Source organism: Mammaliicoccus sp. FSL K6-3158 (assembly GCF_038005105.1).
GTDB classification, from domain to species: domain Bacteria; phylum Bacillota; class Bacilli; order Staphylococcales; family Staphylococcaceae; genus Mammaliicoccus; species Mammaliicoccus sciuri.
On sequence record NZ_JBBOSL010000001.1, the window covers coordinates 397,249 to 422,183 of the forward strand.

General features: G+C 33.1%; 25 protein-coding genes. 19 read left to right on the top strand and 6 right to left on the bottom strand.

From position 1 onward, the window contains the following. Positions 1–211: 211 nt before the first annotated feature. Positions 212–499: a putative quinol monooxygenase gene (locus MHH94_RS01775; RefSeq protein ID WP_325882349.1), complete on the bottom strand. Its 288-nt coding sequence runs from the start codon at positions 497–499 to the stop codon at positions 212–214. Positions 500–596: 97 nt separating this feature from the next. Beyond that, positions 597–1,976, bottom strand: coding sequence for an amino acid permease (locus MHH94_RS01780; protein WP_088592142.1), 1,380 nt, complete (start codon positions 1,974–1,976; stop codon positions 597–599). Positions 1,977–2,235: 259 nt separating this feature from the next. Between MHH94_RS01780 and MHH94_RS01785 the strand changes: the two genes are divergently transcribed. The 13 genes from MHH94_RS01785 to MHH94_RS01845 all read left to right on the top strand — a co-directional run bounded on the left by MHH94_RS01785 (position 2,236) and on the right by MHH94_RS01845 (position 16,975). Continuing rightward, positions 2,236–3,237, top strand: coding sequence for an NADP-dependent oxidoreductase (locus MHH94_RS01785; protein ID WP_048540835.1), 1,002 nt, complete (start codon positions 2,236–2,238; stop codon positions 3,235–3,237). 196 nt (positions 3,238–3,433) lie between these two features. Beyond that, positions 3,434–6,670 (top strand): NEAT domain-containing protein, encoded by a 3,237-nt coding sequence (locus MHH94_RS01790; RefSeq protein ID WP_340839417.1) that lies wholly within the window; start codon positions 3,434–3,436, stop codon positions 6,668–6,670. 387 nt (positions 6,671–7,057) lie between these two features. Continuing rightward, positions 7,058–8,236, top strand: coding sequence for a YbfB/YjiJ family MFS transporter (locus tag MHH94_RS01795; protein ID WP_119493424.1), 1,179 nt, complete (start codon positions 7,058–7,060; stop codon positions 8,234–8,236). A 98-nt stretch (positions 8,237–8,334) separates the two neighbouring features. Next, positions 8,335–9,045, top strand: a complete 711-nt coding sequence (locus tag MHH94_RS01800) for a GntR family transcriptional regulator (RefSeq protein WP_058592184.1) — start codon at positions 8,335–8,337, stop codon at positions 9,043–9,045. Between the two features lie 55 nt (positions 9,046–9,100). Beyond that, positions 9,101–10,201 (top strand): SIS domain-containing protein, encoded by a 1,101-nt coding sequence (locus MHH94_RS01805; RefSeq protein WP_107609368.1) that lies wholly within the window; start codon positions 9,101–9,103, stop codon positions 10,199–10,201. A gap of 12 nt (positions 10,202–10,213) precedes the next feature. After that, complete coding sequence (locus MHH94_RS01810; protein ID WP_088592145.1) at positions 10,214–11,149, top strand: 1-phosphofructokinase family hexose kinase; 936 nt, start codon at positions 10,214–10,216, stop codon at positions 11,147–11,149. Continuing rightward, positions 11,146–12,087, top strand: a complete 942-nt coding sequence (locus tag MHH94_RS01815; RefSeq protein ID WP_340839425.1) for a tagatose 1,6-diphosphate aldolase — start codon at positions 11,146–11,148, stop codon at positions 12,085–12,087. Before MHH94_RS01810 ends, MHH94_RS01815 begins: the two co-directional genes overlap by 4 nt. 22 nt (positions 12,088–12,109) lie before the next feature. Further along, positions 12,110–13,894, top strand: a complete 1,785-nt coding sequence (locus MHH94_RS01820) for a glycoside hydrolase family 35 protein (protein ID WP_107609370.1) — start codon at positions 12,110–12,112, stop codon at positions 13,892–13,894. Then, a complete protein-coding gene (locus tag MHH94_RS01825; protein WP_107609371.1) occupies positions 13,895–14,371 on the top strand; it encodes a PTS system mannose/fructose/N-acetylgalactosamine-transporter subunit IIB in 477 nt (158 codons plus the stop codon). A gap of 27 nt (positions 14,372–14,398) precedes the next feature. After that, on the top strand, positions 14,399–15,301 hold the full coding sequence (locus MHH94_RS01830) for a PTS mannose/fructose/sorbose/N-acetylgalactosamine transporter subunit IIC (RefSeq protein ID WP_048540851.1): 903 nt from the start codon (positions 14,399–14,401) through the stop codon (positions 15,299–15,301). Continuing rightward, positions 15,288–16,145, top strand: a complete 858-nt coding sequence (locus tag MHH94_RS01835; RefSeq protein WP_232156874.1) for a PTS system mannose/fructose/sorbose family transporter subunit IID — start codon at positions 15,288–15,290, stop codon at positions 16,143–16,145. The genes MHH94_RS01830 and MHH94_RS01835 overlap by 14 nt, the downstream gene beginning before the upstream one ends. Before the next feature lie 18 nt (positions 16,146–16,163). Then, positions 16,164–16,559 carry a PTS sugar transporter subunit IIA gene (locus tag MHH94_RS01840; RefSeq protein WP_107602078.1) on the top strand — a complete coding sequence of 132 codons (396 nt, stop codon included), beginning with the start codon at positions 16,164–16,166 and terminating at the stop codon, positions 16,557–16,559. 68 nt (positions 16,560–16,627) lie between these two features. Then, positions 16,628–16,975, top strand: coding sequence for a DUF2200 domain-containing protein (locus MHH94_RS01845; protein WP_107602970.1), 348 nt, complete (start codon positions 16,628–16,630; stop codon positions 16,973–16,975). An 86-nt stretch (positions 16,976–17,061) separates the two neighbouring features. On the opposite strand, the gene MHH94_RS01850 is transcribed toward MHH94_RS01845, so the two are convergent. Next, a complete protein-coding gene (locus MHH94_RS01850; protein WP_107602969.1) occupies positions 17,062–17,841 on the bottom strand; it encodes a class I SAM-dependent methyltransferase in 780 nt (259 codons plus the stop codon). Between the two features lie 134 nt (positions 17,842–17,975). Here MHH94_RS01850 and MHH94_RS01855 point away from each other — a divergent pair, with 134 nt between their 5' ends. The 3 genes from MHH94_RS01855 (at position 17,976) to tenA (ending at position 20,256) form a co-directional block, all read left to right on the top strand. Continuing rightward, positions 17,976–18,494 (top strand): NUDIX hydrolase, encoded by a 519-nt coding sequence (locus MHH94_RS01855; protein WP_153654030.1) that lies wholly within the window; start codon positions 17,976–17,978, stop codon positions 18,492–18,494. 96 nt (positions 18,495–18,590) lie between these two features. After that, entirely contained in the window at positions 18,591–19,322 is a 732-nt protein-coding gene (locus tag MHH94_RS01860; RefSeq protein ID WP_084756183.1) for an epoxyqueuosine reductase QueH, read from the top strand. Positions 19,323–19,578: 256 nt separating this feature from the next. After that, positions 19,579–20,256 (top strand): thiaminase II, encoded by a 678-nt coding sequence (gene tenA / locus MHH94_RS01865; protein ID WP_325880319.1) that lies wholly within the window; start codon positions 19,579–19,581, stop codon positions 20,254–20,256. A 47-nt stretch (positions 20,257–20,303) separates the two neighbouring features. On the opposite strand, the gene MHH94_RS01870 is transcribed toward tenA, so the two are convergent. From MHH94_RS01870 to MHH94_RS01880, 3 genes are read right to left on the bottom strand one after another with little or no spacing between them, the layout of a single operon-like run. Further along, the gene (locus tag MHH94_RS01870) at positions 20,304–21,197 is read right to left on the bottom strand and encodes a VOC family protein (protein ID WP_058590697.1); all 894 of its coding nucleotides are present in this window, start codon (positions 21,195–21,197) and stop codon (positions 20,304–20,306) included. A 57-nt stretch (positions 21,198–21,254) separates the two neighbouring features. Further along, positions 21,255–21,947, bottom strand: coding sequence for a GNAT family N-acetyltransferase (locus MHH94_RS01875; RefSeq protein ID WP_058590696.1), 693 nt, complete (start codon positions 21,945–21,947; stop codon positions 21,255–21,257). A 50-nt stretch (positions 21,948–21,997) separates the two neighbouring features. Continuing rightward, a complete protein-coding gene (locus MHH94_RS01880; protein ID WP_058590695.1) occupies positions 21,998–22,573 on the bottom strand; it encodes a phosphatase PAP2 family protein in 576 nt (191 codons plus the stop codon). A gap of 163 nt (positions 22,574–22,736) precedes the next feature. Here MHH94_RS01880 and MHH94_RS01885 point away from each other — a divergent pair, with 163 nt between their 5' ends. The 3 genes from MHH94_RS01885 (at position 22,737) to MHH94_RS01895 (ending at position 24,933) form a co-directional block, all read left to right on the top strand. Continuing rightward, positions 22,737–23,651 (top strand): LCP family protein, encoded by a 915-nt coding sequence (locus MHH94_RS01885; RefSeq protein ID WP_340839439.1) that lies wholly within the window; start codon positions 22,737–22,739, stop codon positions 23,649–23,651. Positions 23,652–23,696: 45 nt separating this feature from the next. Next, positions 23,697–23,996, top strand: coding sequence for a winged helix-turn-helix transcriptional regulator (locus tag MHH94_RS01890; protein WP_048540747.1), 300 nt, complete (start codon positions 23,697–23,699; stop codon positions 23,994–23,996). A gap of 76 nt (positions 23,997–24,072) precedes the next feature. After that, a complete protein-coding gene (locus tag MHH94_RS01895; RefSeq protein ID WP_058590692.1) occupies positions 24,073–24,933 on the top strand; it encodes a fructosamine kinase family protein in 861 nt (286 codons plus the stop codon). The last annotated feature ends 2 nt before the right edge of the window (positions 24,934–24,935 follow it).

Genomic DNA, 24,935 nt, shown 5'->3' on the forward strand with positions numbered 1-24,935 from the left:
TCCGAGAAATGTCCGTAAGAGGTACTGTTAGGGACAGAATTCCGAGAAATGTCTCTAAGTGAGCGCCCACCTAATTACCAGAATTCGAAATAATGATAGTTAGTCCAACATAATCACACAAAAATAAGCATATCACTTTGTTTTCTGAGTTTCTCAGATAAGTGGTATGCTTATTCGCTTATTTATAGAATTCTTCAGCTACGAATAGGTTCTATTCTTTGCTTGCACTTGCTTTAATATCTGAAGGGCCGGCTAATAATGGTTTCACACTTTTAATAAATTGTTGGAAGTGTTCGCTATTATTATGTGTTTCTATAGCTTCTTGGCTTTCCCAAATTTCATACATTAAATAAGTATTGTCTGACTCAGTTGATTTGAAGTGTTCGTAACCGATATTTCCGGTTTCTTGTCTTGATGATGCTACTAAATCTTTAATCAATGCTTCATATTGTTCAACTGCTTGTGCTTGAACTTCAAACTTCGCATTTATGATTAACATAAGATAACCTCTTTCTCTCTATCAATTTGATTTCTATATTTGAATCATGACAGAAAGCGATAGAATTGTAAATTTTGAAATCTTGGAATTGAAAATTTTATTTGGTTCTTAATTTTGAGTGTCTTATTCCGTACGTAAAGTACATGATAATACCTAAAATAAACCATATAATAAATGCAATCCAAGTTGTACGTGTTAAGTTTGTCATCAGGTATAAACAGATTATAAAGGATACGATTGGTAATACGGGATATAAAGGTACATTAAAACCTTCTGATGGTAATGATCGATTTCTTCTTAAGAACAGAACGCCTATTGAAACTGTACAAAATGCAAATAATGTACCGATATTAATTAGTGAAGCGAGTTCCGATAAAGGTACAAGACCTGATACGATTCCCATAGATAACGTGAGTATGACAGTATTTTGTACGGGTGTTTGTTTTTGATTCGTTTTAGAGAAGACTTTTGGTAGTAAACCATCTCTACTCATCGCGAATATTAAACGCGTTCCACCATAAGACATGACGAAGATAACTGTTGTCATACCAACGATTGCACCTAGTGATAGGAATCCAGCTATCCAATTTTGATTAATAGATTGTAATGCATATGCAACTGGTGCACCGACACCTTCTAAATTTTGATATGGTACGACACCTGTAAGTACAGCTGAAACAATAATGTATAAAATGGTACAAATCGTTAATGCACCAATAATTCCGATTGGCATGTTCTTTTGAGGATTTTTAACTTCTTCAGCTGCAGATGATACTGCATCAAATCCAATATACGCAAAGAACACCATTGAAGCACCTGTTAACACACCATTGAAACCAAATGGTAAAAAAGGACTCCAATTATCAGGTTTAACATAAAAAATACCTACTATTATAAAGAGTAGGACAACCATTATTTTGACAATAACCATAATATTATTGATACGTGTAGATTCTTTTACGCCAATAATTAATAATGCGCCAATGATCATAATGATAATAAATGCTGGTAAATCAAAATAATGACCACTAGATGGGTCATATGAACCAGATAATGTTTTTACAATATGGATATTCATACCAGATAGTAAATTAACGACGTATGAAGACCAGCCACTTGCGACTGCCGCGATTGCTAAACCATATTCAAGTAATAATGCCCAACCTAATATCCATGCAATACCTTCACCAAAAACATAATAACTATATGTATAGGCACTACCAGCTTGAGGAATTTTTGATGAAAATTCAGAGTAACATAAAGCTGCTAAACCGCATCCAATTGCAGCGATAATAAATGAAAGCATAATTCCTGGTCCAGTTATTGTTGAAGATATTTCACCAGGTAAAATAAAAATACCACTACCAACAACAGCTCCGACTCCAAGCATGGTTAAATCAAAAGCGCCGAGTGTTTTTTTAAGTTTTTTATTTGATTGAGAAGAAAGGTGTTCTTTCTTCTTGAAAAATTGATTCATGTTGCACCTCCGGCAGACAATTATACAGAGATTTGTCTAAAAATTCTATATGTTTAAATAATTCAATTAGTGTAATTTTGTCTTAAAAAAGGAGTTATTATGTATTTAATTTGAAAATTTAGTGAATTATAAATAAAATATGATAAAAGTTATAAAAAAATTAAATTACGAACAGACTGTTTGACTCAATTCATAATCATGTTTAATATTTACAAGCGTAAAGTAAGTAATTACTTTTTATAAATGAGGAGGATAATCCATGAAAAATGAACAAATTGTATTAGCTAAAAGAACTGAAGGTATCCCTCAAGATGATGTATTTCGTTATGAAGAAATAGAAGTGAAAGAACCAAATAATGAAGAAGTGTTATTAAAATCAATATATGTTTCTGTAGATCCATACATGAGAGGACGTATGAATGATTCTAAAAGTTATACGCAGTCTTATGAATTAGATAAACCATTTAACGGCCATATCGTTGCAGAAGTCGTTCAATCAAATGCTTCTGACCTTAAAGAAGGCGATATTGTAACAGGTATTTTACCTTGGCAAAAATATATAACAATCAATGAAAAATATGTTACTAAAATTCCATCAAATGAAGTACCGTTATATCTATACTTAAGTGTACTCGGTATGCCTGGTATGACAGCTTATCAAGGACTCTTGAAAATTGGTAAACCTCAAGAAGGAGAAACAGTTGTAGTTTCAGCTGCATCCGGTGCGGTTGGATCTGTCGTAGGACAAATTGCTAAGTTGAAAGGTGCGCACGTAGTAGGTATTGCAGGTGGATCAGAGAAAGTAAATTACTTAACTGAAACATTAGGTTTTGATGAAGGTATAGATTATAAGAAAGATAATTTTGCTGAGGCATTAGAACAAGCAGTTCCAAATGGTATAGATGTTTATTTTGAAAACGTTGGCGGTGCACTTTCAGATGAAGTGTTTAAACATTTAAATAAATTTGCACGTATACCAGTTTGTGGCGCAATTTCTTCATACAATCTTAAAGGCGAAGACATTGGACCACGTATTCAACAAACATTGATTAAAAGCCAAGCATTGATGCAAGGATTCATTGTTGCACAATTTAATGAAGATATTAAAGAAGCAAGTGAACAGTTAGCACAATGGGTACAAGAAGGGAAAATTAAATCCGAAGTTACAATAGACGAAGGGTTTGATCAAATTCCAAATGCATTCCGTAAGTTATTTACTGGTGATAATTTTGGTAAACAAGTTATAAAAGTAGCTGAATAAGAAATGTGAAATCAGTTTAGGATGAACATATCCTAAGCTGATTTTTTTATGTCTCATTTAGACGAGTATAATCTAACAAAAAAATGACAAAAATATCCATTTGTATATTCCTAAAATTTTGATTAGATGGTATAATTTTGAATTGACAAATGATAACGATTATCATTATCGACTTTAATTTACGGGAGAGATGAGTATGACAACACAACACGAGCACAACAAGAATCGTTCAACAATTAAGAAGCAACATCACTTTTCTATTAGAAAATTGTCGGGAGGAATAGCTTCTATTGCTATTGGTGCGACTCTATTTTTGGGAGCAGGTCAAACAGCTAATGCAATGGAAGATAAAGTTGATACAGTAAATGAAGCGGCGGCTACTACTGAAGATAGTCAAAGTGAGCCAGTAGCGGCAGACGATGCTTCGGCTGCTGAAACAGCAGAAGCACCAGCTGCAGAAAATGTAGTTAATGAAACAGAAAGTAATGACGGTGTAACTGAAGAAATTCAAGGTTCTGATGCGACTGACTCGTCAGATGTAAATGCAGATGATGCAAGTGCAAATAGTGTATCTGCAGACGATTCAACTGCAGATGATGGAACAAGTTCGGGAGAAGAATCTGAAGCAAAAGAAGAATCTGATACAACAGATTCAAGTAATGAAACACGCCTATCTCATGAAGATGAAACATTAGAATCAGCGGTTGGATCTGATGAAGCGGAAGACAATTCAACAACTGAAGCGACTACCGATAAAGAGGAAAGTGCTGTATCTGAAGAAAATGAAGCACATGACTTTGGATTTATTGTAAAGAAAGAAGCAGAAGATGCAAAATCAGTAATGGATGATTATTTAGAACATCCTTCAAGAGTAAGCCATGAAAATGGAAAAACATTTATTAAGTTCACATTATTACGTCCTGAATTCTGGAAAAATTTCGAATTATATAATGGTGAAGAAAAACTAAATACAACAATATTAGCAGAAGATAGTGAGAAGCGTATTGTGAAAGTTGAAGTACCATCAGGCGTTTCAGAACTTACATCAAAAGTACATATCGTTGTACCATTTATTAATTATGATAACAAATATACAACACGCGTTATTTTTGATGAAGCTGTTCCAGAAGCACCAAAAGTAGAACCAGAAGCACCGAAAGAGGAAACACCAAAATCTGATACAGAGGCACCTAAAGCAGATCAAGAGCAAACTTCTAAATTAAGAGAAGGTGTTAAAAACAAAGAAATTCATAATAAACCAGTTGATGGTGAAAAACGACCAATTAACTTTAAAGTTATTAATCCTAAAGATAATTCAGAAATGTTCTACTATAGTGCTATGATTAAAGATCCGGCAAATATTGTTTTTGATGGTGATCAACCTCTTCTAGAATTACGAGTAGATGCACCTTCTACATGGCTTGAATTTGATTTATTTGATGGCGATAAAAAGTTAGACTATGAAGTTGTTTCATATGATACTAATAACGAAGTAGCAACTATAAGAGTTAAAGTTAATAAAAATACGCAAGAATTAAAAGTAAAAGGGACTGCACTTGCACTTGATAGTAAGACTGAACTTGAACTTGGTCATATAGTATTTGATAAACTAATAACTAAAGACGCATCTAATTATGCCACGGCAGATGATTATAAGAAACAGAAAGATAGAGAGAAATATGATAAAGCTATTACTTTAGAAGATAAAGTTCGTGAGCTAGAGAAATTAATCAATAAAGTTTCTGATGAAGAAAAACCACAACTTCAAGAAGAATTAAAAGGACTTAAAGATAAATTAGCTAAAGAATTAGAATCTGCGGTTATAGAATTTGAAAAAGCACCAGTTACAAATGTAGATACTTCGAAAGCGAAAGACAGAAACTTTAAAGTATTACATAGTTCTAAGGAAGATCAATCTCATATGGACTTTGAAGTTGAACATCCTGCTAAAGTAGTTGAGCATAACGGTAAGAAAATGTTAGCCATTACTTTAAAACATGATTCAATGTGGAAAGATTTCCAAGTTGAAGGTGAAGATGGTTATAAACGCCCAATCACAATTAACAAAGATGGTGAAAAAGATACAAGAACAATCTTGTTCCCAATTGTAGAAGGTAAAGATTTCTATAATGCAATCATTAAAATTCATTTAATAACACCAAATATTGATTACGAAGGTTCATACCATGTAAGAATTAAAGACTTAGGAGAAGCTACTGACAATACAGAACCAAGTCCGGAGCCGACTCCAGAACCAAGTTCGGAGCCAACTAATACAGACGGAACTACTGTATCTGCAGACAATGAAGGAGAAGACTTTGGTTTCGTTGTAAAAAAAGAAAATAATGATTCAACTTCAATAACAGACCGATTTTTTGAACATCCTTCAAAAGTAAGCCATGAAAATGGAAAAACATTTATTAAGTTCACATTATTACGTCCTGAATTCTGGAAAAATTTCGAATTATATAATGGTGAAGAAAAACTAAATACAACAATATTAGCAGAAGATAGTGAGAAGCGTATTGTGAAAGTTGAAGTACCATCAGGTGTGACATCACTAATATCTAAATCACGTATCGTCAATCCTTATGATAATACTGATAAAGAATACACAACACGTGTTATTTTTGATAAAGCTATTCCAGGGGTATCAGTAGTAGAACCGGAACCAAGACCGGAACCGACACCAGAACCAAGTCCAGAGCCGACTCCAGAACCAAGTTCAGAACCAACACCGGAACCAAGTCCAGAACCGACACCAGAACCAAGTCCGGAACCAACACCGGAACCAAGTCCAGAACCGACACCAGAACCAAGTCCGGAACCAACACCGGAACCAAGTCCAGAACCGACACCAAGTCCGGAACCAACACCGGAACCAAGTCCAGAACCAACACCAAGTCCGGAACCAACACCGGAACCAACACCAAGTCCAGCTCCAGATAATAAACAAGAGCCAACAAAAGATCAGCCATCAACAGCAACACTGGATCAAAAAACAGCTCCAACAACTGATCAAAAACAAGAACCAACTAAAGACCAACAACCAACAGTTAAACCAGATCAAAAAGCTGAGCCTGTTGTTAATGTAAGCACTAAACCAACAACTAAACCAGCAAAAGAACAAGTTAACACAAATAAAGAAGAACAAAAATCAGTTGAGCCAGTAGCAAGCAAAGATAAAGTTGAAGCAACAAAACAAGAACCAAATAAAGAAAAAGCAGAAACTGAATCAACAAAACAAGGATTAAGTAAAGATAAAGCGACAACTGAGCAACCAAAAGAACAAGCTAAGAAACAAGAAAATAAAAATGAATTGCCAAATACAGGTGAGCTTGATAATACACAATATGCATTATTTGGATCACTTATAGCTGGATTAGGTTCATTGTTCTTCATAGGTAGAAGAAAAACAAAAAATAGTAAATAAAAATGAGACCTAAATAATAGTCTCGTATCATGCCAACAAAGTCACAACTGTGATTTTGTTGGCATTTTTTATAAGCAGTTCTGGCTGAAGGTGCAAATACTGATACCGTTACGAGCAGTTTTGGCTGAAAGTGCAAATACTGAGTGTGTTAGTTACACTTCAGCCGAGTTTTGTAATTAAGGCTATCCATAGTAACACTTCGTTCGAGTTTTGTAACTAACGCCCCCGTTATGAACAAGTTAGCCAGAAGTGTTCACAAGAGCCCTTACCACACTCATTACCAATAATTCTCCTCATTTTCCTCATATTTCTGCTATAAATTCATCTTGTATATTAATGCTATGAGGAGGATAATAATGTTTAAATATAGAAAATGAGGTGCATAAATTGTCAGCAAATAAAGCATATAAACAATTACTACTAGGAATGTTATCACTATTTATTGTCATGGCAATTGGGCGATTTTCGTACACGCCTATTTTACCTTTTATGCAAAAGGCGACTCATTTAACAAACCAAAATGCTGGTTTACTGGCTACGGTAAATTACTTAGGATATTTAATTGGTGCGATGATTCCGACCTTTTTAATTATTAAAAGTAAAGTGGTAGATTTAAAAATTTATTTATTAATCAATATTATTTCTGTTCTATTAATGGGTGTTACGCAAGGTTTTCTTGTATGGAATATTTTAAGATTCATTGCTGGCATTACAAGTGGTACTGTATTTGTGTTAGCTTCAAATGTTGTGCTCGAGTCTTTAAATAAAGGTGGGAAATCTCATTTATCTGGATTCTTATATAGTGGTGTAGGGATTGGTATATTTACAAGTAGTATATTTATTCAAATTTATACGGATTATAATACTTGGGCATCAACATGGATTATCTTAGGCATCGCTTCATTAATATTAGGTTTTATAGTTATATTCTTTATGAAAGAAATTAAAGAACCTGTCAACTTAGAACAAAAGGCAATACATATAAATGATCAAAATAGCGCATTATATACAAAATGGTTTATGGTATGTTTTTCAATTGCTTATTTATTAGAAGGTGCAGGATATATTGTCACAGGTACGTTCTTAGTTGCGATTGTTGAATCTATTCCTGATTTAAAAGAATACGCAGCACTTAGTTGGATGTTTGTTGGTATGGCAGCAATACCTTCATGTGTATTGTGGTCTATTTTAGGCAATAAGATTGGATTTATTAAAGCGATATATTTAGCTTTCATTCTTCAAATTATCGGCGTGATTTTACCAGTGTTTTCGCATAATATTATAGCCTTAATCATAAGTTCATGTCTGTTTGGTGGGACATTCTTAGGATTAACGACTTTATTTATGTCTCGTGGTCAACTCATGAGTGCTGTCTCAGGAAGAAATTTAGTCGCTTTACTTACATTTATATATAGTCTCGGACAAGTTGTGGCACCATATTTTGCAGGTATCCTTATCGGAAGTTCTAATAACTATAACGGTGCATTGATATTTGCATCTTCCTTATTAATACTCGCTCTTGTAGCGATATTTATGAGCATAAAACCATATCAACCTAAAAGTTAGAGTAGTGCAAATATACATTTTTATAAAGCGTTTACATTTTAAAGAAAATGATTTATAATTAAAACTGGTTATAACCAGTTAGGATAGGAATGATTGAGATGTTAAAAAATACACATTTATATTATCAAGTTTATGCAAAAATTAAAGATAAGATTATTTCTGGTGAATACAAAGAAGGCGACAAGTTGCCTTCAGAACGAAAGCTTTGCGATGAATACGATGTTAGCAGAATCACGATTAGAGAAGCGCTTGATAACTTAGAAGCAGAAAGTTTAATTCAAAGAGAGCATGGTAAAGGGTCTTTTGTATTAGGTAATCAATATAATCAGAAGATGAACAATCTTTATAGCTTCAAAGATGAAGTTGAAAAAAGCGGTGACAAAGCAAGTACAAAGGTAATAAGTATTCAAAGAGTAAAGCCAAGTATATATATTCAAGAAAAAATGCAGCTCAAATCATTTCAAGAAGTGTATGAACTTAAGAGGTTAAGATTAGCCAACGATAAACCGTTAGTATTTGAGACTAGTTACTTACCTTTAAAGAATTGCGAAGGGTTAGATCGATTTGATTTTAATGAAGTTTCATTATACGAAACATTAAACAATCATTACCAAATTCAAATCAATCATGCTTATGAAACATTAACAGCAAAAAATATAACTAAAGAACAAGCGCAACATTTAGAGAAAAATGTTAATGATCCATGTATGTTTATTGAAAGATATAGTTTTGTAAATGATGAGATTATTGAATACACAGAGAGTGTTGCAAGCGGTAAAGACTATAAGTACACAGTAGACTTAATATAGTCTTTATACATACAAACTGGTTATGACAACATTACCAATATTGGAGGGGAAAGTATTGTTAAACACTACAGACACATATTCGGAGATAAAACAACAACCTGAAATGTGGCAATTAACAGAAGAGATTATTAGAGACACTAAATCAGATTTTGATGAATTCATTAAAGATATAGAGAAAAATACAACTGGGAAGTTAAAGGTACTATTTACGGGTGCAGGGTCATCTGCGTATGTCGGTGATATTTTAAAAACAGCAATTGATACGAAACAAATGCCTAAGTGGGATTTTGAATCTGTGCCAACGACACACTTTGTTACGAGTCCGAATACGTATATAGATTCAGAAACGACGTATTTAATTGTGTCATTTGCTAGATCTGGTAACAGTCCTGAAACGAAAGCAACGATTGATTTAATCGAGCAGTTATCAGATAAAGTACATCATTTATTTATCACAAATAATAAAAGTGGTTATTTAGCAACTGAAGAAAGTTTAAAACATGTTTTTAAAGTCATACTTCCTAAACAAACAAATGATAAATCATTAGCCATGACATCAAGCTTTTCTTCAATGCTTGTAGCAGGTTATTTATTATTTAACGGATCGATTACAAATGACTTTTATGATACTGCAGATTCGCTTTTCGAATATTTGGAAGAACTAGCAGATCAAACATTACAAAAATCATTTGAAAAAGTATTCTACGTAGGAACTGGCTTGTTAGGTGAGCTTACTAAAGAAGTCAGCTTAAAATTAAATGAACTAACAGGTGGTCATGTTGAGATTGCTAGAGAAACGACATTAGGGTTTAGACATGGTCCAAAAGCAGGATTAAAGAAAGGTTCTATTTTTATATTACTTAGAAGTAATGAAACATATAAACGAGACTATGAAAGTGACTTATTAAATGAAGTAAACAAAGTTAAAGATAAGTACCAGTTGCTTATTTTAGATGGTCAATCTTCAGATGAAAGTACACAAATACCAAATATCGAGTATTATAATGACTTTGAAATAGGGCTGATTTATTTAATGTTTGGTCAATTACTAGCAAGCAAAAAATCTGTCGAACTTGGCTTGAATCCTGATAATCCGAGTCCAGATGGCTTTATCAATCGTGTTGTTAAAGGGGTAACAATATATCCATATAGCTAAAGGGTGAGAAGAATGATTTTGACAAATACATTAAATCCATCTATCGATATCAGCTATCAAGTTGAAAGTCTTGAAATTGGGGCAGTGCATAGACCGACACAAATGATTAAAAATGCTGGCGGTAAAGGTATAAATGTGACGAAAGTACTGAATGATTTAGGTGCAGACGTGACAGCTACAGGTTATTTAGGTGGAGCGAATGGACAATGGATCCAAACTCAACTCGAACAAAGAAATATTCAACTTCAATTCATAGATATAGAAGGCAATACAAGACAGTGTATCGCGATTAACGATGGTGAACATCAAACTGAAATTCTTCAAGCTGGACCTGAAATATCTGAAGCATCCCAAGCATTGTATCTTAAGCAATTAACGGATATTGCGCATCAGTACAAAGTTGTAACCATCAGCGGAAGTACACCAAAGTTAATAAATCAGTCAAAGACCGCATATATGATCAAAATTTTAAATACATTAACGAATAGTTACAACATTGTCGATATAGATGGACAATCGTTAAAAGGAATTTTAGGACAGTGTGCTCATATTCATGCGATAAAACCTAATCAATCAGAATTTGAAGACTTAGTTCATCAAAAGAAGTTAAGTCACCAAGACATTATCAAGATTCTAAAAACAAATCAGTTATTTAAAGAAGTGGATGTATTTGTAACGCTTGGTTCTGAAGGTGCGATTATTAAATTGAAACAGTCGATTTACAAAGCAACTTTACCAAACATAAATGCGGTTAATCCTGTAGGTTCAGGAGATGCTACTGTAGCAGGTATCGCTTATAGTGTGGAGCATGATTTAGATCCTGTAACGACAATTCAAACAGCTTTAGCATGTGGTACTTCAAATGCGATGCAAGCTGCAACGGGAAAAATCATTCAACAAGAAGTGGATGATTTAATCAAAAAAGTGGGAGTGGAGAAATTAGGATGACAAATAAAGATATTAATAAACTCGTCGATGACAAAGGGATATTCGCTGCAATTGCTGTTGACCAAAGAGGTGCACTCAAAAGATTACTAGGTGAACAAGGAACGGATGACAATATTGCATTATTTAAAAAACTTGTATCTGAAACACTTTCACCAAGTGGTTCTAGTATTTTATTAGACCCTGAATATGGTAAAGAGGGCATACAAGCTATGGCTAAAGACGCTGGATTAATTTTAGCTTATGAACAAACAGGATACGATAAATCAGTAGTTGGTAGATTACCAAGATTAGTTGAAGGTTTATCTGTTAAACAATTAAAAGAGATGGGTGCTGACGGTATTAAATTACTCATCTATTACGATGTTGATGAACCGGACGATATTAACAATGTAAAGAAAGATTTAGTACAACAAGTTGGACAAGAAACGGTCGAAGAGAATATTCCGTTCCTATTAGAAATCTTAACTTATGATGATCAAATAGGTGATGTAAAAAGCGGGTCATTTGCTAAAGTAAGACCACATAAAGTGATAGAGGCGATGAAAGCTTTTAGTGATGAAAAGTATAACGTCGATGTACTTAAAGTTGAAACACCCGTTAATATGAACTATGTCGAAGGTTTTGCAGAAGAATATGTCTTTAGTAAAGATGAAGCGGCATCATATTTTAAAGAGCAAGAGACAGCAACTTCAATACCTTACATATATTTAAGTGGGGGTTTAACTTCACAACAATTTAAAGATACACTTGTCTTTGCACATGAAAGTGGTGCGCATTTCAATGGTGTATTATGCGGACGTGCAACATGGCAAGGTGGAACTGTTGTACTCAAAGAACAAGGTCAAGAAGCTGCTAAAGAATGGTTGAACAGTGAAGGCATTCATAATTTAGAGACGCTCAATAACATCATACAGAAGACAGGAACTCCAATAAGATAAACAAAGAACAGGTGGTGTAAAGATGCATAAATTTGAAATTAACACTGATTTCTTATTAGATGATAAGCCTATTCAAATATTGTCTGGTGCTATTCATTATTTTAGAGTACCTAAGGATGACTGGTATCATTCATTATACAATTTAAAGGCACTCGGTTTTAACACAGTTGAAACCTATATTCCGTGGAATTATCACGAGCCTCGGGAAGAACACTTTGAATTTAGTGGCGAAAAAGATATTCAATACTTTATTCAGTTGGCTGAAGAATTAGGTCTATACGTGATTATAAGACCATCTCCATTTATATGTGCAGAATGGGAGTTTGGAGGTTTACCTTCATGGTTGCTCAATTACAAAGACATGAGAATTCGTTCATCAGACCAAAGATTTATCGATAAAGTAGATCGATATTATGCACAATTATTTAAAATATTAAAGCCGTTACAAATTGATCATAATGGACCGATTATTATGATGCAGATTGAAAATGAATATGGCTCATTCGGTGAAGATAAATCATATTTAAATATGATTAAAGGTTTAATGATTAAACATGGTACAACAGTGCCACTATTTACATCTGATGGCGGATGGGCACAAACTTTGAGGGCAGGCAGTATGGCTGAAGATCATATTTTACCAACCGCTAACTTTGGATCTAAGACTGATATAAACTTTCAAAATTTAAAATCATTCCATGATGAATTTCAGAAAAAATGGCCGCTCATGTGTATGGAATTTTGGGATGGTTGGTTTAATCGATGGGGCGACGACATTATTAAACGAGAAAGTGATGATTTAGTTGCTGAAGTAAGAACTGCCGTTCAACAAGGACATATCAATTTATATATGTTTCATGGTGGTACGAATTATGGATTCTGGAACGGTTGCTCAGCTAGAGGTTCGGTAGACTTGCCTCAAATTACTTCTTATGACTATGATGCACCGCTTAATGAAATGGGCAATCCGACTCAAAAGTATTATGATTTGCAGAAAATGCTCAAAGAAGAAATACCACATATTGAACAAGCAGAACCGTTAATAAAAGATTTTATTGAATTGAAACATATTCAACTACAGGATAAAGTCAGTTTGTTTAATGTTCTAGATGAAATATCGTACAAGACGACTTCTAAATATCCAGAAACGATGGAAGAAGCGGGTGATGGACTTGGTTACATGCTTTATCGCACGAAAGTACACAAAGATTCATCCATTGAAAAATTTAGAATTGTTGATGCAAGAGATAGAGTAAAGATGTATATAGATGGTGAACATGTTTATACGGCCTATCAACAAGAAATCGGGGATACTTTTGAAGCTGAATTACAATCAGAAGAACCTCAAATTGATATACTCGTTGAAAATATGGGACGTGTAAATTATGGATATAAATTGCTTGCAAGTACACAAAGAAAAGGTTTAGGACAAGGTTTAATGCAAGATTTGCACTTTGTTCAAGACTATGAACAATTCCATATTCAATTAGAGCAACTAAACAAGGAGCATTTTGAAGAAGAATGGATTAAAGATACACCTGCATTTTACAGGTATGTGTTTATGTTAAATGAAGCAAACAATACGCACATTGATGTAAGCGCTTTCTCTAAAGGCGTAGTATTAGTGAATGGCGTGAATATAGGTAGATATTGGAATGTTGGACCAACAGCATCCCTATATATATCAAAAACACTGCTTCATGAAGGGGAAAATGAAATTATTATTTTTGATACTGAAGGGACATATAACCAAGAAATTAATTTGGTGAAAAAACCTAAATTTATTCAAAAAAAGGGAGAGATTTAAATGACAATTATAGCGAATAGAATTGATGGTAGGCTGATTCACGGGCAAGTAGCAAATTTGTGGACGACAAAGCTAGATATTACAAGACTTATGGTTATTGATGATGTTGTCGCAGAAAGTACAGTGGATAAAAGTGGGCTTAAATTAGCAACGCCAGCTGGTGTTAAATTAAGTGTATTACCTGTTAAAAAGGCTGCGGATAACATATTAAATGGTAAATATGACTCTCAAAGATTAATGGTGATTGCCAAAGGACCTGATCAATTTTTAGAACTTGTAAACTGCGGTGTGAAAATTGATGAGTTAAATGTTGGTAATATGTCTCAAACGAAGGAAACAAGATCAATCAAGCGTTCGATTAATGTTACGGATAAAGATATAGAAATGTTTAAACAGCTTAACGACAAAGGTATTCGAATTATTTCGCAAATGGTTCCAAATGATAACAGTGAGGATTTCATGTCATTGATTAAATAATATTCAAACAAAAAGGGGTTTTTAATTATGGAAATATTATGGTGGCAAGTTCTGCTTTTAACATTATATGCGGGTTATCAAATATGGGATGAACTTCATCTTTATTCTTCAATAAGTCAACCCGTATTCGCTGGTTTAATTGCAGGGTTAATCATGGGAGATGTAACAACTGGCTTAATTATCGGTGGTAGCATGCAGTTAACTATTTTAGGTGTTGGTACATTCGGTGGTGCATCTAGAATTGATGCGAACTCAGGTACAATTTTAGCGGTAGCTTTCTCAGTTGCATTAGGTATGCAGCCGACTCAAGCAATTGCAACATTAGCTGTACCTGTTGCGAGTTTGATGATTCAAACAGATATTCTAGCTCGATTTACAAACACATTCTTTGCACATCGTATAGACGCAAAAATCGAACAAATGGATTATAAAGGCATTGAACGTTATTATATTGCAGGTATTATTCCATGGGCATTATCAAGAATGATTCCAGTATTCTTAGCATTAGCTTTCGGCGGTTCTGTCGTTAAGACAGTTGTGAACTATTTAAACTCCGACTTAAAGTGGCTAGGAGATGGATTAACAACTGCAGGAGCTGTACTACCAGCAGTCGGTTTTGCAATCTTATTAAGATACTTACCTATTAAGAAACATTATATGTATTTCATTTTAGGATTTGTATTAACAGCGTTATTAGCTACAGTATTTGATGGTATGAGCGGTTTAGGTACAGCTGTTTCAGGACTTGATAAGAAATTTGATACTGTATTCAATCCTCTACCTATGTTAGCCATTGCGTTAATTGGATTTTCGTTTGCTGCAATGGAATACAAACGTACTTCTTTAGCAAAACCAGTACAACCTGGAGAAATGAATACTTCTAATTCTCAAAATGATGATGAAGGGGAGATTGAAGATGACGAACTATAATCAAAATGTTGATCCTAAAGAACAAAATGTCATATCAGAAGGTCAGTATAAATTAACTAAAAAAGATTTTAGACAAATTAATAGAAGAAGTTTATTAGGGTTCCAAGCCGGATGGAACTATGAACGTATGCAAGGTTCTGGTTATTTATATATTATGCTTCCACAATTACGTAAAATTTATGGTGACAATACACCAGAACTAAAAGAAATGATGCATACACATGCTCAGTTCTTCAATACGAGTAACTTTTTCAACACAATTGTGACGGGTATTGATGTCGCGATGGAAGAGCAAGAACAGATTAAATCTAAAGAATCTGTAAGTGGTATGAAAGTAGGTTTAATGGGACCATTCGCAGCAGTAGGTGACTCTATATTCGGTTCATTAATTCCAACTATATTTGGGGCGTTAGCTGCCAATATGGCGATTAACGGAAATCCTTTTGGTGCTTTTATATGGTTAGCAACACAAATTGCCGTTATGGTCTTTAGATGGAAACAATTAGAATTTGCATACAAAGAAGGTATATCTTTAGTAACAACGATGCAACATAAACTCGAATCATTAACAAATGCTGCTACATTGCTCGGAGTATTTATGGTCGGAGCACTCGTCGCCACGATGGTTAAAGTTCAATTTGCATGGGAACCAAAAATTGGTGATTTAACCGTTAATATTCAAAATAATGTCGATATGATTTTACCAAAATTATTACCATTAGCAATTGTACTAGGTGTTTATTGGTTATTAGGCAAAAAACATATGAATTCAACGCGTGCAATTTTTATCGTTATCATTGTAACGGTTATATTATCTGCATTAGGCGTATTAGCAAAAATTTAATCAATAGGAGTTTTCACAATGGGAAAATTAATTTTAGCAAGTCATGGTTCAATGTGTGAAGGTTTAAAAGAAAGTGTTGAAATGATATTAGGACCACAAGATAATATTGAAACTGTTGCACTTTTGCCTGATGAAGGACAAGAAGACTTTGAAAAGAAATTACTAGCAGCAATCACTGATGAAGAAGTAACTGTATTTACAGATTTACTAGGTGGTACACCAGCCAATGTCATTTCTAAAACTTTAATGACTGGAAAACAGTTTGATTTATATGCTGGAATGAACTTGCCTATGGTTATTGCATATTTAAATGGAGAAATGCTGAATCAAGAAGCGGACATCATTAATGAAACACAAAAAAGTATCGTAAAAGTAAATGATTTACTACAAGGCTTAGATGAAGATGATGAATAACGATAAAAATTAGTCAAGAAATGCTGTTACCTTTATAATAGAGTAAAGATAAAAATGAGGGATGCATAATGAAGAATGAAAAAATATATGACATGCCAGTATCAAATGTTTATCCACATTACGTCACAAAAGCTGAGAAAAAAGGTAAAACAAAAGCAGACGTAGATGAAATCATCATTTGGTTAACAGGTTATAGTCAAGAATCATTAGATCAGAAATTAGAAAACAAAACTGATTTTAGAACATTTTTTGAAGAAGCACCAAATATGAATCCAAATAGAAAACTGATCAAAGGCGTCATATGTGGCATAAGAGTTGAAGAAATCGAAGAACCACTTATGCAAGAAATTAGATACTTAGACAAATTAATAGATGAGTTAGCAAGAGGTAAGAAAAAAGAAAACATATTTAGGTGAATATGTAGTAAAAGCATGGGATAAGGCAGCCGTTAGTAACAAAAGTCCGAAGAAGTGTAAAGCATGGGATAATATCCCATGCTTTTTTAATGATATGCTACCCAAAGTGTCCACTGATCTTTTTCTATTATGGGAGAATCGTCTCCTACATATTTGGGAAATTGTGCTACAAATGATTTTAATTCTTGGTCTGATAATTCAAATAGAATACTACGACCTTTTCTTGATAAATAATCATGCTGTAAGGATTCTATCGTTGCATATGATTGTCTAATTTCATTAATTTTTAAAGTTTCAACATTATTAAATCCAACATCATACAATGCGTTTGTAACATCTACTTCTGAATGTCTTCTCTTTGAATCAAAATCCCGAAGTCTTGAAAAATGCTCATATAAATATCCGCGTAGATTGTTTGAAGAAGCAGGAATCGCTAAATCTTCAATAGTTCGATCTTGAATAACAAATATGCTGTTATCTTTTAGAATACGCTTTGTTTCTAAAAAAGCTTTTTGTAAATCTTGAATATGATGAATGAGTGCTCTTGAAAGTATAAAATTCTGTGACTGGTTGGCTAAATGATTATTGAAAATATCTCCAACTTCAAATTGTATATGGTTATTGTAAGCTTGTTCATTAGCTGATGCGATCATTACTTCAGATTGGTCTATACCTAAGACATGCTTGAATCCAAATTCACTTAATTGATTTGTATAAATGCCGCCACCAGAACCAATGTCTAGTGCATCATCCATATCAACATTAGATTGTTTGATGATGCTACTTATCAAAGATACCCATTTATAATCAACCTTTCGTCCACTATACATATACTTATTCTGCTCATCATGAAAAATATTATTCAAAATATCATCCCCTTTCCATACACCATACACCTAAATGAATGGTTGTAATAATACACATAACTTATGAATAGCTATAACAAGGTGTTAATTTCAATATGATAAAATATGATTACTATGATTACGGAGTGGTGAGAATGGAGAATTGGGATTTATACGATGAAAATAGGCAGTTATTAAATGAAACGATGACAAGAGGAAATGAAGTGCCTGCTAATCGATATCATCTTGTGATTCATGTTTGTATTATTAATAAACAGGGACAATTGCTAATACAAAAAAGAAGAGATGACAAACAAGGATGGCCAGGTAAGTGGGACTTTTCAGCAGGAGGTAGTGCTGTTCAAGGTGATACAAATAGAGATGCAGCAGAACGAGAAACATATGAAGAACTAGGTATTCAATTAGATTTAACTAATCGAAGACCACATTTCACAATTAATTTTGACGACGGATATGATGATTTTTTCATAGTGCATCAAGATATAAATATAGAGAAACTAAGCTTTCCAACAGAAGAAGTACAAGAAGTAAAATGGGTTACAAAATATGAATTATTAGACATGATTAAAGAAGGTTTATTTATTCCATATAGGAATAGTCTTATAGAATTTATATTTGAAATGAATATCGGTTTAGGAACAATACGTGAGTAACAGTTCCATGCTTTAATCATATTGCTATCATCTTTTGTATGTTATAAAATATTGTAAAAATGACAATTTTTGTATAAAGGAATGGTTAGGGATATGGTGATTTCAGCTGATGGTATTATTGCTAAGATGAAAAATCAAAAGATTAATTATGATAAGGTTATGCGTAAAATGATTTCTGAATGGGAACGTTCTGAAACAAGACCGTCTATTTTAATTCATAGTTGTTGTGCACCTTGTAGTACTTATACGTTAGAGTTATTAACACAATATGCAGATGTTGCGATTTATTTTGCTAATCCAAATATTCATCCGAAAAGTGAATATGAACGTAGGGCGAGAGTTCAAGAAACGTTTGTTGAACAGTTTAATGAGCGTACAAATTCAAATGTTAAATATATTGAAGCGGCTTATGAACCTCATAAATTTATGAAAATGGTTAAAAGTAAAGATTTAGCTGATGAAAATGAAGGTGGGCTAAGATGTACGGCTTGTTTCGAAATGCGTTTAGAACTCGTTGCAGAAGCGGCAGCTGATCTTGGATATGATTATTTCGCAAGTGCGTTAACGTTATCACCTAAGAAAAATGCACAATTGATAAATGAACTTGGTATGGATGTTCAAGATTTATATCATGTTTACTATTTACCGAGTGATTTTAAGAAGAACAAGGGGTATGAAAGATCGATTAAAATGTGCAATGAGTATGAAATTTTTAGACAATGCTATTGTGGTTGTGTGTTTGCAGCTATGAAGCAAGGTATAGATTTTAAAGAAGTGAATAAACAGGCTAAAGCTTATTTAGAATCATGTAATAAAAGTTGCATGTAATTTTATTTGCAATCCCATGATAAAACAGATATGTTGAAAGAGTATAGAAATTAAATAATTTTAAACCACTGGGGAGCGGGACAGAAATCTAATTTATATAAAAAGATTTCGTAGTCCGGCCCCGGCAAGGATGACTAGAGTTGAAAAAGCTTGGTACAAGCGCATTTCAATTCAGTCATCTACTGCCAATATATATAATAAGTCTGGGTATCTATATTATGTCCCAGACGTTTTTATTATTAAGGAGGATTTATAAATGAAATTTACAGATAGAGTATTCAATAGAATTGAACCCATATGGCAATCTTATATGGAACATCCTTTTATTATAGGATTAGGTGATGGCACGTTAGATCAAGATAAATTTAAACATTGGTTGAAACAAGATTATATATATTTAATAGAATATGCGAGACTATTTTCAATCGGTGCAGCTAAATCAACTGACTTAAAAATGATGGCGACTTATGCTGATTTAGCGAATGGTACATTAAATACTGAAATGTCATTACATCGAGGTTATGCTAAGCAATTTGGTATTACAGAAGCGGAATTAGAAGAGACAGAACCTGCTCAAACGACTGTTGGCTATACGAGTTATATGTTGAATATGGCACAACAAGGTGGTATAGAGAATGTTATTGCAGCTATTTTGACATGTACTTGGAGTTATAATTATATAGGTTTAAAATTAGTTGAAATTGAAGGAGCATCAGACCATCCTTTATATGGAGAATGGATCAATATGTATGCTTCAGACGAATTTAGTCAGTACAAGGAAGATTGTATACAGTTGATGGATCAAATTGCAGAAGGTAAGACTGAAACAGAATTACAACGCTTAGAAGATATTATTGTTAAAACGAGTTACTATGAATATATGTTCTGGGATATGGCTGAACATTTAGAAACATGGCCAGTACCAATTAAATAAATAATTAAGACAGAAGCGTGCACAACGCTTCTGTCTTTTTAATACTATTATTTGCCTTCATAGACTTTTATTAAAGTTTCTACATCGAATTTCTTCATTTTAAGAAATGCTTTTGTAACGTTACTGATTTGTTCTGGTGTTCCTTCTTCTGCCATTTGATCCATGATTTTAGGGACAATTTGCCAAGATACACCAAATTGATCTTTAACCCATCCGCATTGTTCTGCTTCTGGTACAGCAGATAATTTATCCCAATAATAATCAATTTCTTGTTGGTCTTCTAAAAATAGCATTAATGAAATACCTTCATTTAAGTTGAATTCATGTTTATGCGCACTATCAAGTGCGACAAAATATTGGTCTTCTAATTTGAATTCGGCATGAGCGAGTGTATCTGGCTTGTCTGGATCCATGCCTTCTGGATAATAAAATTTACTAATATCACCACTATTTTTAAATACGCTTGTATAGTAGTTAATCGCTTCTTCAGCTCTACCTACATTATTATTAATGAACATAAATGATGGTCTAATACGATCGTCGAATGGTTGATCTGTAATGAGGAGTTGCCATGAAACACCAAACTGATCTTCCAACCAGCCATATTTTTCACTAAAGTCATAAGTATCAAGTTCCATCATAATTTTCCCGTTGTGTGCAAGTGCAGTCCAAACCTTGTCGAGCAATGCTGCTTCAGATTGATTGAAAAGAACTGTAAATGATATGGAAGGATTTTTTGTGAAATAAGGACCTGCATTGATTGCCATAAATTTATAACCAAAAATATTAAAAGTGAGCTGTTTTGCATCTCCGGATGGTGTATCTGTAAACGTTACATCTGAAATGATTTCTGATTCTGGAAAAGTTTGCATATAATAATCGACGGCTTCTTGCGCTTCATTATCGAACCATAAATGCGGAACAATTCTTTGATTATTCATTTCTTCATCTCCTCAATCCTTTTTATTTATTATACCCATCGTGATAAATATAAACATTTAGTTCATTGAGAGTTTATTGATTTGTGTACCATCATGGTTAAAATTACTTTCATCTAGCCATTCTTCATATTGCTTTTTGATAGATGGCCATTCTTTATCTATGATAGAGAACCAATTTGTATCGCGGTTTCTTCCTTTATATACGAGTGCTTGTCGAAAAGTACCTTCATATTTGAAACCAAGTCTTTCGGCAGCGTGTTTTGAAGGTGCATTATAACTATCACATTTCCATTCATAGCGTCTATATTTTAAAGTTTCAAAAACGTATTGAGCAAGTAAATATTGTACTTCAGTAGCAATTCGCGTTCTTTTTAGTAGTGATGAATAATGAATGTGGCCAACTTCTATCGTTGAAGCTTTAGGATTAATTCTTAAAAGTGACATTATTCCTAATGCTTGATGTGTTTCTTTGTCGACAATCGCAAAGAAATAAGGATCTTTAGAAATGATTCTTTCTTCGATTAATTGAGTAAATGAAGCTTTATCATGAATCGGTTCATGAGGTAAATAAGTCCAGTTTGCATCATTTTCTGATGAACATAATAAAGGAAATAACTGATCGATATGACTTTCATTTAAATGTTCAAGTTTACTGTACTTACCTTCAAGCATATCAATACTAGGCATATTTGGTTCTTTAAATGATTCGATTTCATCACCAATTGGTTGATTAAAAGTATTATATCTCATAAAAAATCCTCCTTTATTTTTATCATAGCATAAAATAAAGGAGGTGAAATTTACAAGCGCGAGGACTGATGCATAAATTTAGTAACGCTTAAGTAAACTAAATGAACAATGATTAGACTTGCGACAGTATCAGAAAAGAAGTGTGCACTTAAATAAATTCTTGAACACATCATAGATAAAATTAATATAGCAGTAATCCATTTGACCGTTACATGATTGTATAACGCAAGTATTAGAAAAATAGCTACAAATAACGTTAGTGTATGCATGCTTGGAAAGCTGTATCCATCAATTAAATCAGATGGTCTTGGTCGTTGAATAATATACTTTAACGCTGTTCCGATAAATAGTGATGAGAAAGAGAAAATGAAATACTGAAGCAAATTTCTTCTATCATAAAAGTATAATCCAATTAATAATATGCATATTAATATACCACTATGTAAAGGTGAAAATAAAAATGAAATAATCGATAAGTAATTATGTAATCTAAATGCTAATGTTTCGGTTTGTATAAATTGATAGACATACTGATCAATAGGATTTATATAATTTGTAAAAATCAATGACACGATTAAAATTAATAAAATAGCATAACAAATAATGAGCTTGGAATCTTTCTTCATTGTGCGTAAAGCTCCTTTGAGCGTGAATATTTAGACTTTATTTTCTATTGTAAATATAAAAATAATTTTAGACAATAGGACTTTAGGACTACCTAAATATCATTTAGTAATCTACTTAAAAGTGCTATTATGGTAATTATAAATAAAAAATAGGAGTGTGGCTATGAAGCTAACAAGAAAAGGTAAAGTAACAATTATAATTGCAGCTCTCGTCTTAATTACTGGTATATTTGTAACAGTAAAGGCCATTAATATAAATAACAAAGTTTATCAACCGATTAATAAACAAGATACAAAACACGTGAAAGAAAAAATTAAAAACAATAAACCGATTTCTATCGCGATTTTTGGTGTAGATTCTAACAAAGAAAGAGAATCTGAAAATATAGGTGAACGAACGGATTCAATTATGTTAGCTTCAATCAATCCTAAAACTAAAACAACGAAACTCGTTAGTGTTCCACGTGATATGGCAGTAAATATTCCTGGATATAGTAGTCATGATAAAGTCGCACATGCATATGCATACGGTGGCTCAAAAACAGCAGTACAAACATTAAAAAATGAATTCAATATACCGATAGATGGGTATATAACAGTAGATATGGATGGCTTTAAAAAGACAATCGATGCCCTAGACGGTGTAAATGTTAAAAGTAATAAATCATTTACTTTTAACGGTACAAAATTTAAAGCTGGAGAGAAAGTGAAATTAAATGGTCAAGAAGCATTAGACTTTGTACGAAGTCGTAAAGAAGCGGGTGCTGGAGATGATGAAGGAAGACAAGAAAGACAACGTATTGTAATAGAAGCAACAAGTAAAAAGCTTAAAAATAATTTGAATGTCAATAATTTTAATGAGTTAATGAATGTCGCTCAAGATAACATTACAACAAGCTTTAATTTAAATGACACGAGAAAACTGATCACTGACTATAAAAGTGCTACAGAATATTTTGAGAAGTTATCTATCGATGGTGTGAATGAAATAGAGAGTGATGGTATTTGGTATTTCGAAGCAGATAAAGATGCGAAACAGCAAATTGTGAAAACGTATAAAAATAATTTAAAAAGCTAACATATGGATGTATCAATATACTTAATATGAAATGGGGTTATTTATGTGACTTCAATTAATGAAATGAAAATCAAACAAAATATAAATCATCTTATTCAAAATTACGGTATTCAGTTATTAAATTATATGAGTGATTGTGAAAGAGAAGAAAAAGCATTACTTTCAGTGTTTGATAAAGTGGATGATCAAATTATTAAAGCATCTCTAGAATTGTTGAAGCAAAATAATCTTATAAATATTAGAACTGAAGAGATTATGCCCCCGAACATCTATTATCATCTTACGAAAGATGGCGAGTTGATTTTACAGATGATTTATAAGTTCGAATCATTAAACTTTGAGTAGGGTACATAATAATAAAATTGCTGTTGTTTTGAAGTTTGATTAATTTTTAATACAATAACACATAGGAGGGATCGTCATGAATAAAGATTGGCAATCACAATTACCTATAGATGATATTAAAGAACTCATACCAGTTAGTGGTGGAGATGTGAATGAAGCATATAGAATTGAAAGGCAAAGTGGAACGGATTTTCTACTTGTTCAACATAATAGAAGCGAAGATTTTTATGCTGCAGAAATTGCTGGATTAGAAGCATTTGAAGAAGCGGGCGTTACGGCACCTGTTGTTAAAGGTTATGGTCAAATTAAAGGAGATGCATATTTAATATTGAGTTATCTTGAAGAAGGTCGTCGAGGTAGCCAAAGTGAACTCGGCAAACTTGTAGCGAAATTGCATAGTCATTATCAACAGGATGATAAATTTGGATTTCATTTACCTTATCATGGTAGTGATATTACGTTCGAAAATGGTTGGAAAGATACATGGATTAATATATTTGTCGAGCAACGCTTAGATCAACTGAGAGACGAAATTGTAAGGCGAGGACTTTGGTCCAAGGACGAACTTCAACAATTTGAACAAGTACGTACAGTCATTATTGAAGCCTTAACAGAACATAAAAGCAAACCTTCATTACTACATGGAGACTTGTGGGCAGGCAATTATATGTTCTTATCTAACGGGGAACCTGCATTATTTGATCCTTCTCCATTATACGGAGATCGTGAATTTGATTTAGGAGCAACGAGAGTCTTTGGTGGTTTCACGGAAGCCTTTTATAAAGCTTATGATGAAGCATTACCATTAAGTAAGGGTGCAAATGAAAGAATTAAATTTTATGAACTATACTTATTAATGGTGCACTTAGTGAAGTTTGGTTCAATGTATGCAGGTAGTGTTCAGAGAACAATGGATGATATATTAAATGATAAGTAAAA

Excerpts from the sequence above, each read along its gene's own strand:
- MHH94_RS01855 (WP_153654030.1), top strand. The coding sequence starts at position 17,976 with ATGGAGAATTGGGATTTATACGATGAAAATAGGCAGTTATTAAATGAA.
- MHH94_RS01840 (WP_107602078.1), top strand. The coding sequence starts at position 16,164 with ATGGGAAAATTAATTTTAGCAAGTCATGGTTCAATGTGTGAAGGTTTA.
- MHH94_RS01775 (WP_325882349.1), bottom strand. The coding sequence starts at position 499 with ATGTTAATCATAAATGCGAAGTTTGAAGTTCAAGCACAAGCAGTTGAA.
- MHH94_RS01885 (WP_340839439.1), top strand. The coding sequence starts at position 22,737 with ATGAAGCTAACAAGAAAAGGTAAAGTAACAATTATAATTGCAGCTCTC.
- MHH94_RS01815 (WP_340839425.1), top strand. The coding sequence starts at position 11,146 with ATGACAAATAAAGATATTAATAAACTCGTCGATGACAAAGGGATATTC.
- MHH94_RS01835 (WP_232156874.1), top strand. The coding sequence starts at position 15,288 with ATGACGAACTATAATCAAAATGTTGATCCTAAAGAACAAAATGTCATA.
- tenA (WP_325880319.1), top strand. The coding sequence starts at position 19,579 with ATGAAATTTACAGATAGAGTATTCAATAGAATTGAACCCATATGGCAA.
- MHH94_RS01895 (WP_058590692.1), top strand. The coding sequence starts at position 24,073 with ATGAATAAAGATTGGCAATCACAATTACCTATAGATGATATTAAAGAA.
- MHH94_RS01800 (WP_058592184.1), top strand. The coding sequence starts at position 8,335 with ATGTTAAAAAATACACATTTATATTATCAAGTTTATGCAAAAATTAAA.
- MHH94_RS01880 (WP_058590695.1), bottom strand. The coding sequence starts at position 22,573 with ATGAAGAAAGATTCCAAGCTCATTATTTGTTATGCTATTTTATTAATT.
- MHH94_RS01785 (WP_048540835.1), top strand. The coding sequence starts at position 2,236 with ATGAAAAATGAACAAATTGTATTAGCTAAAAGAACTGAAGGTATCCCT.
- MHH94_RS01825 (WP_107609371.1), top strand. The coding sequence starts at position 13,895 with ATGACAATTATAGCGAATAGAATTGATGGTAGGCTGATTCACGGGCAA.
- MHH94_RS01830 (WP_048540851.1), top strand. The coding sequence starts at position 14,399 with ATGGAAATATTATGGTGGCAAGTTCTGCTTTTAACATTATATGCGGGT.
- MHH94_RS01820 (WP_107609370.1), top strand. The coding sequence starts at position 12,110 with ATGCATAAATTTGAAATTAACACTGATTTCTTATTAGATGATAAGCCT.
- MHH94_RS01810 (WP_088592145.1), top strand. The coding sequence starts at position 10,214 with ATGATTTTGACAAATACATTAAATCCATCTATCGATATCAGCTATCAA.
- MHH94_RS01780 (WP_088592142.1), bottom strand. The coding sequence starts at position 1,976 with ATGAATCAATTTTTCAAGAAGAAAGAACACCTTTCTTCTCAATCAAAT.
- MHH94_RS01845 (WP_107602970.1), top strand. The coding sequence starts at position 16,628 with ATGAAGAATGAAAAAATATATGACATGCCAGTATCAAATGTTTATCCA.
- MHH94_RS01870 (WP_058590697.1), bottom strand. The coding sequence starts at position 21,197 with ATGAATAATCAAAGAATTGTTCCGCATTTATGGTTCGATAATGAAGCG.
- MHH94_RS01875 (WP_058590696.1), bottom strand. The coding sequence starts at position 21,947 with ATGAGATATAATACTTTTAATCAACCAATTGGTGATGAAATCGAATCA.
- MHH94_RS01790 (WP_340839417.1), top strand. The coding sequence starts at position 3,434 with ATGACAACACAACACGAGCACAACAAGAATCGTTCAACAATTAAGAAG.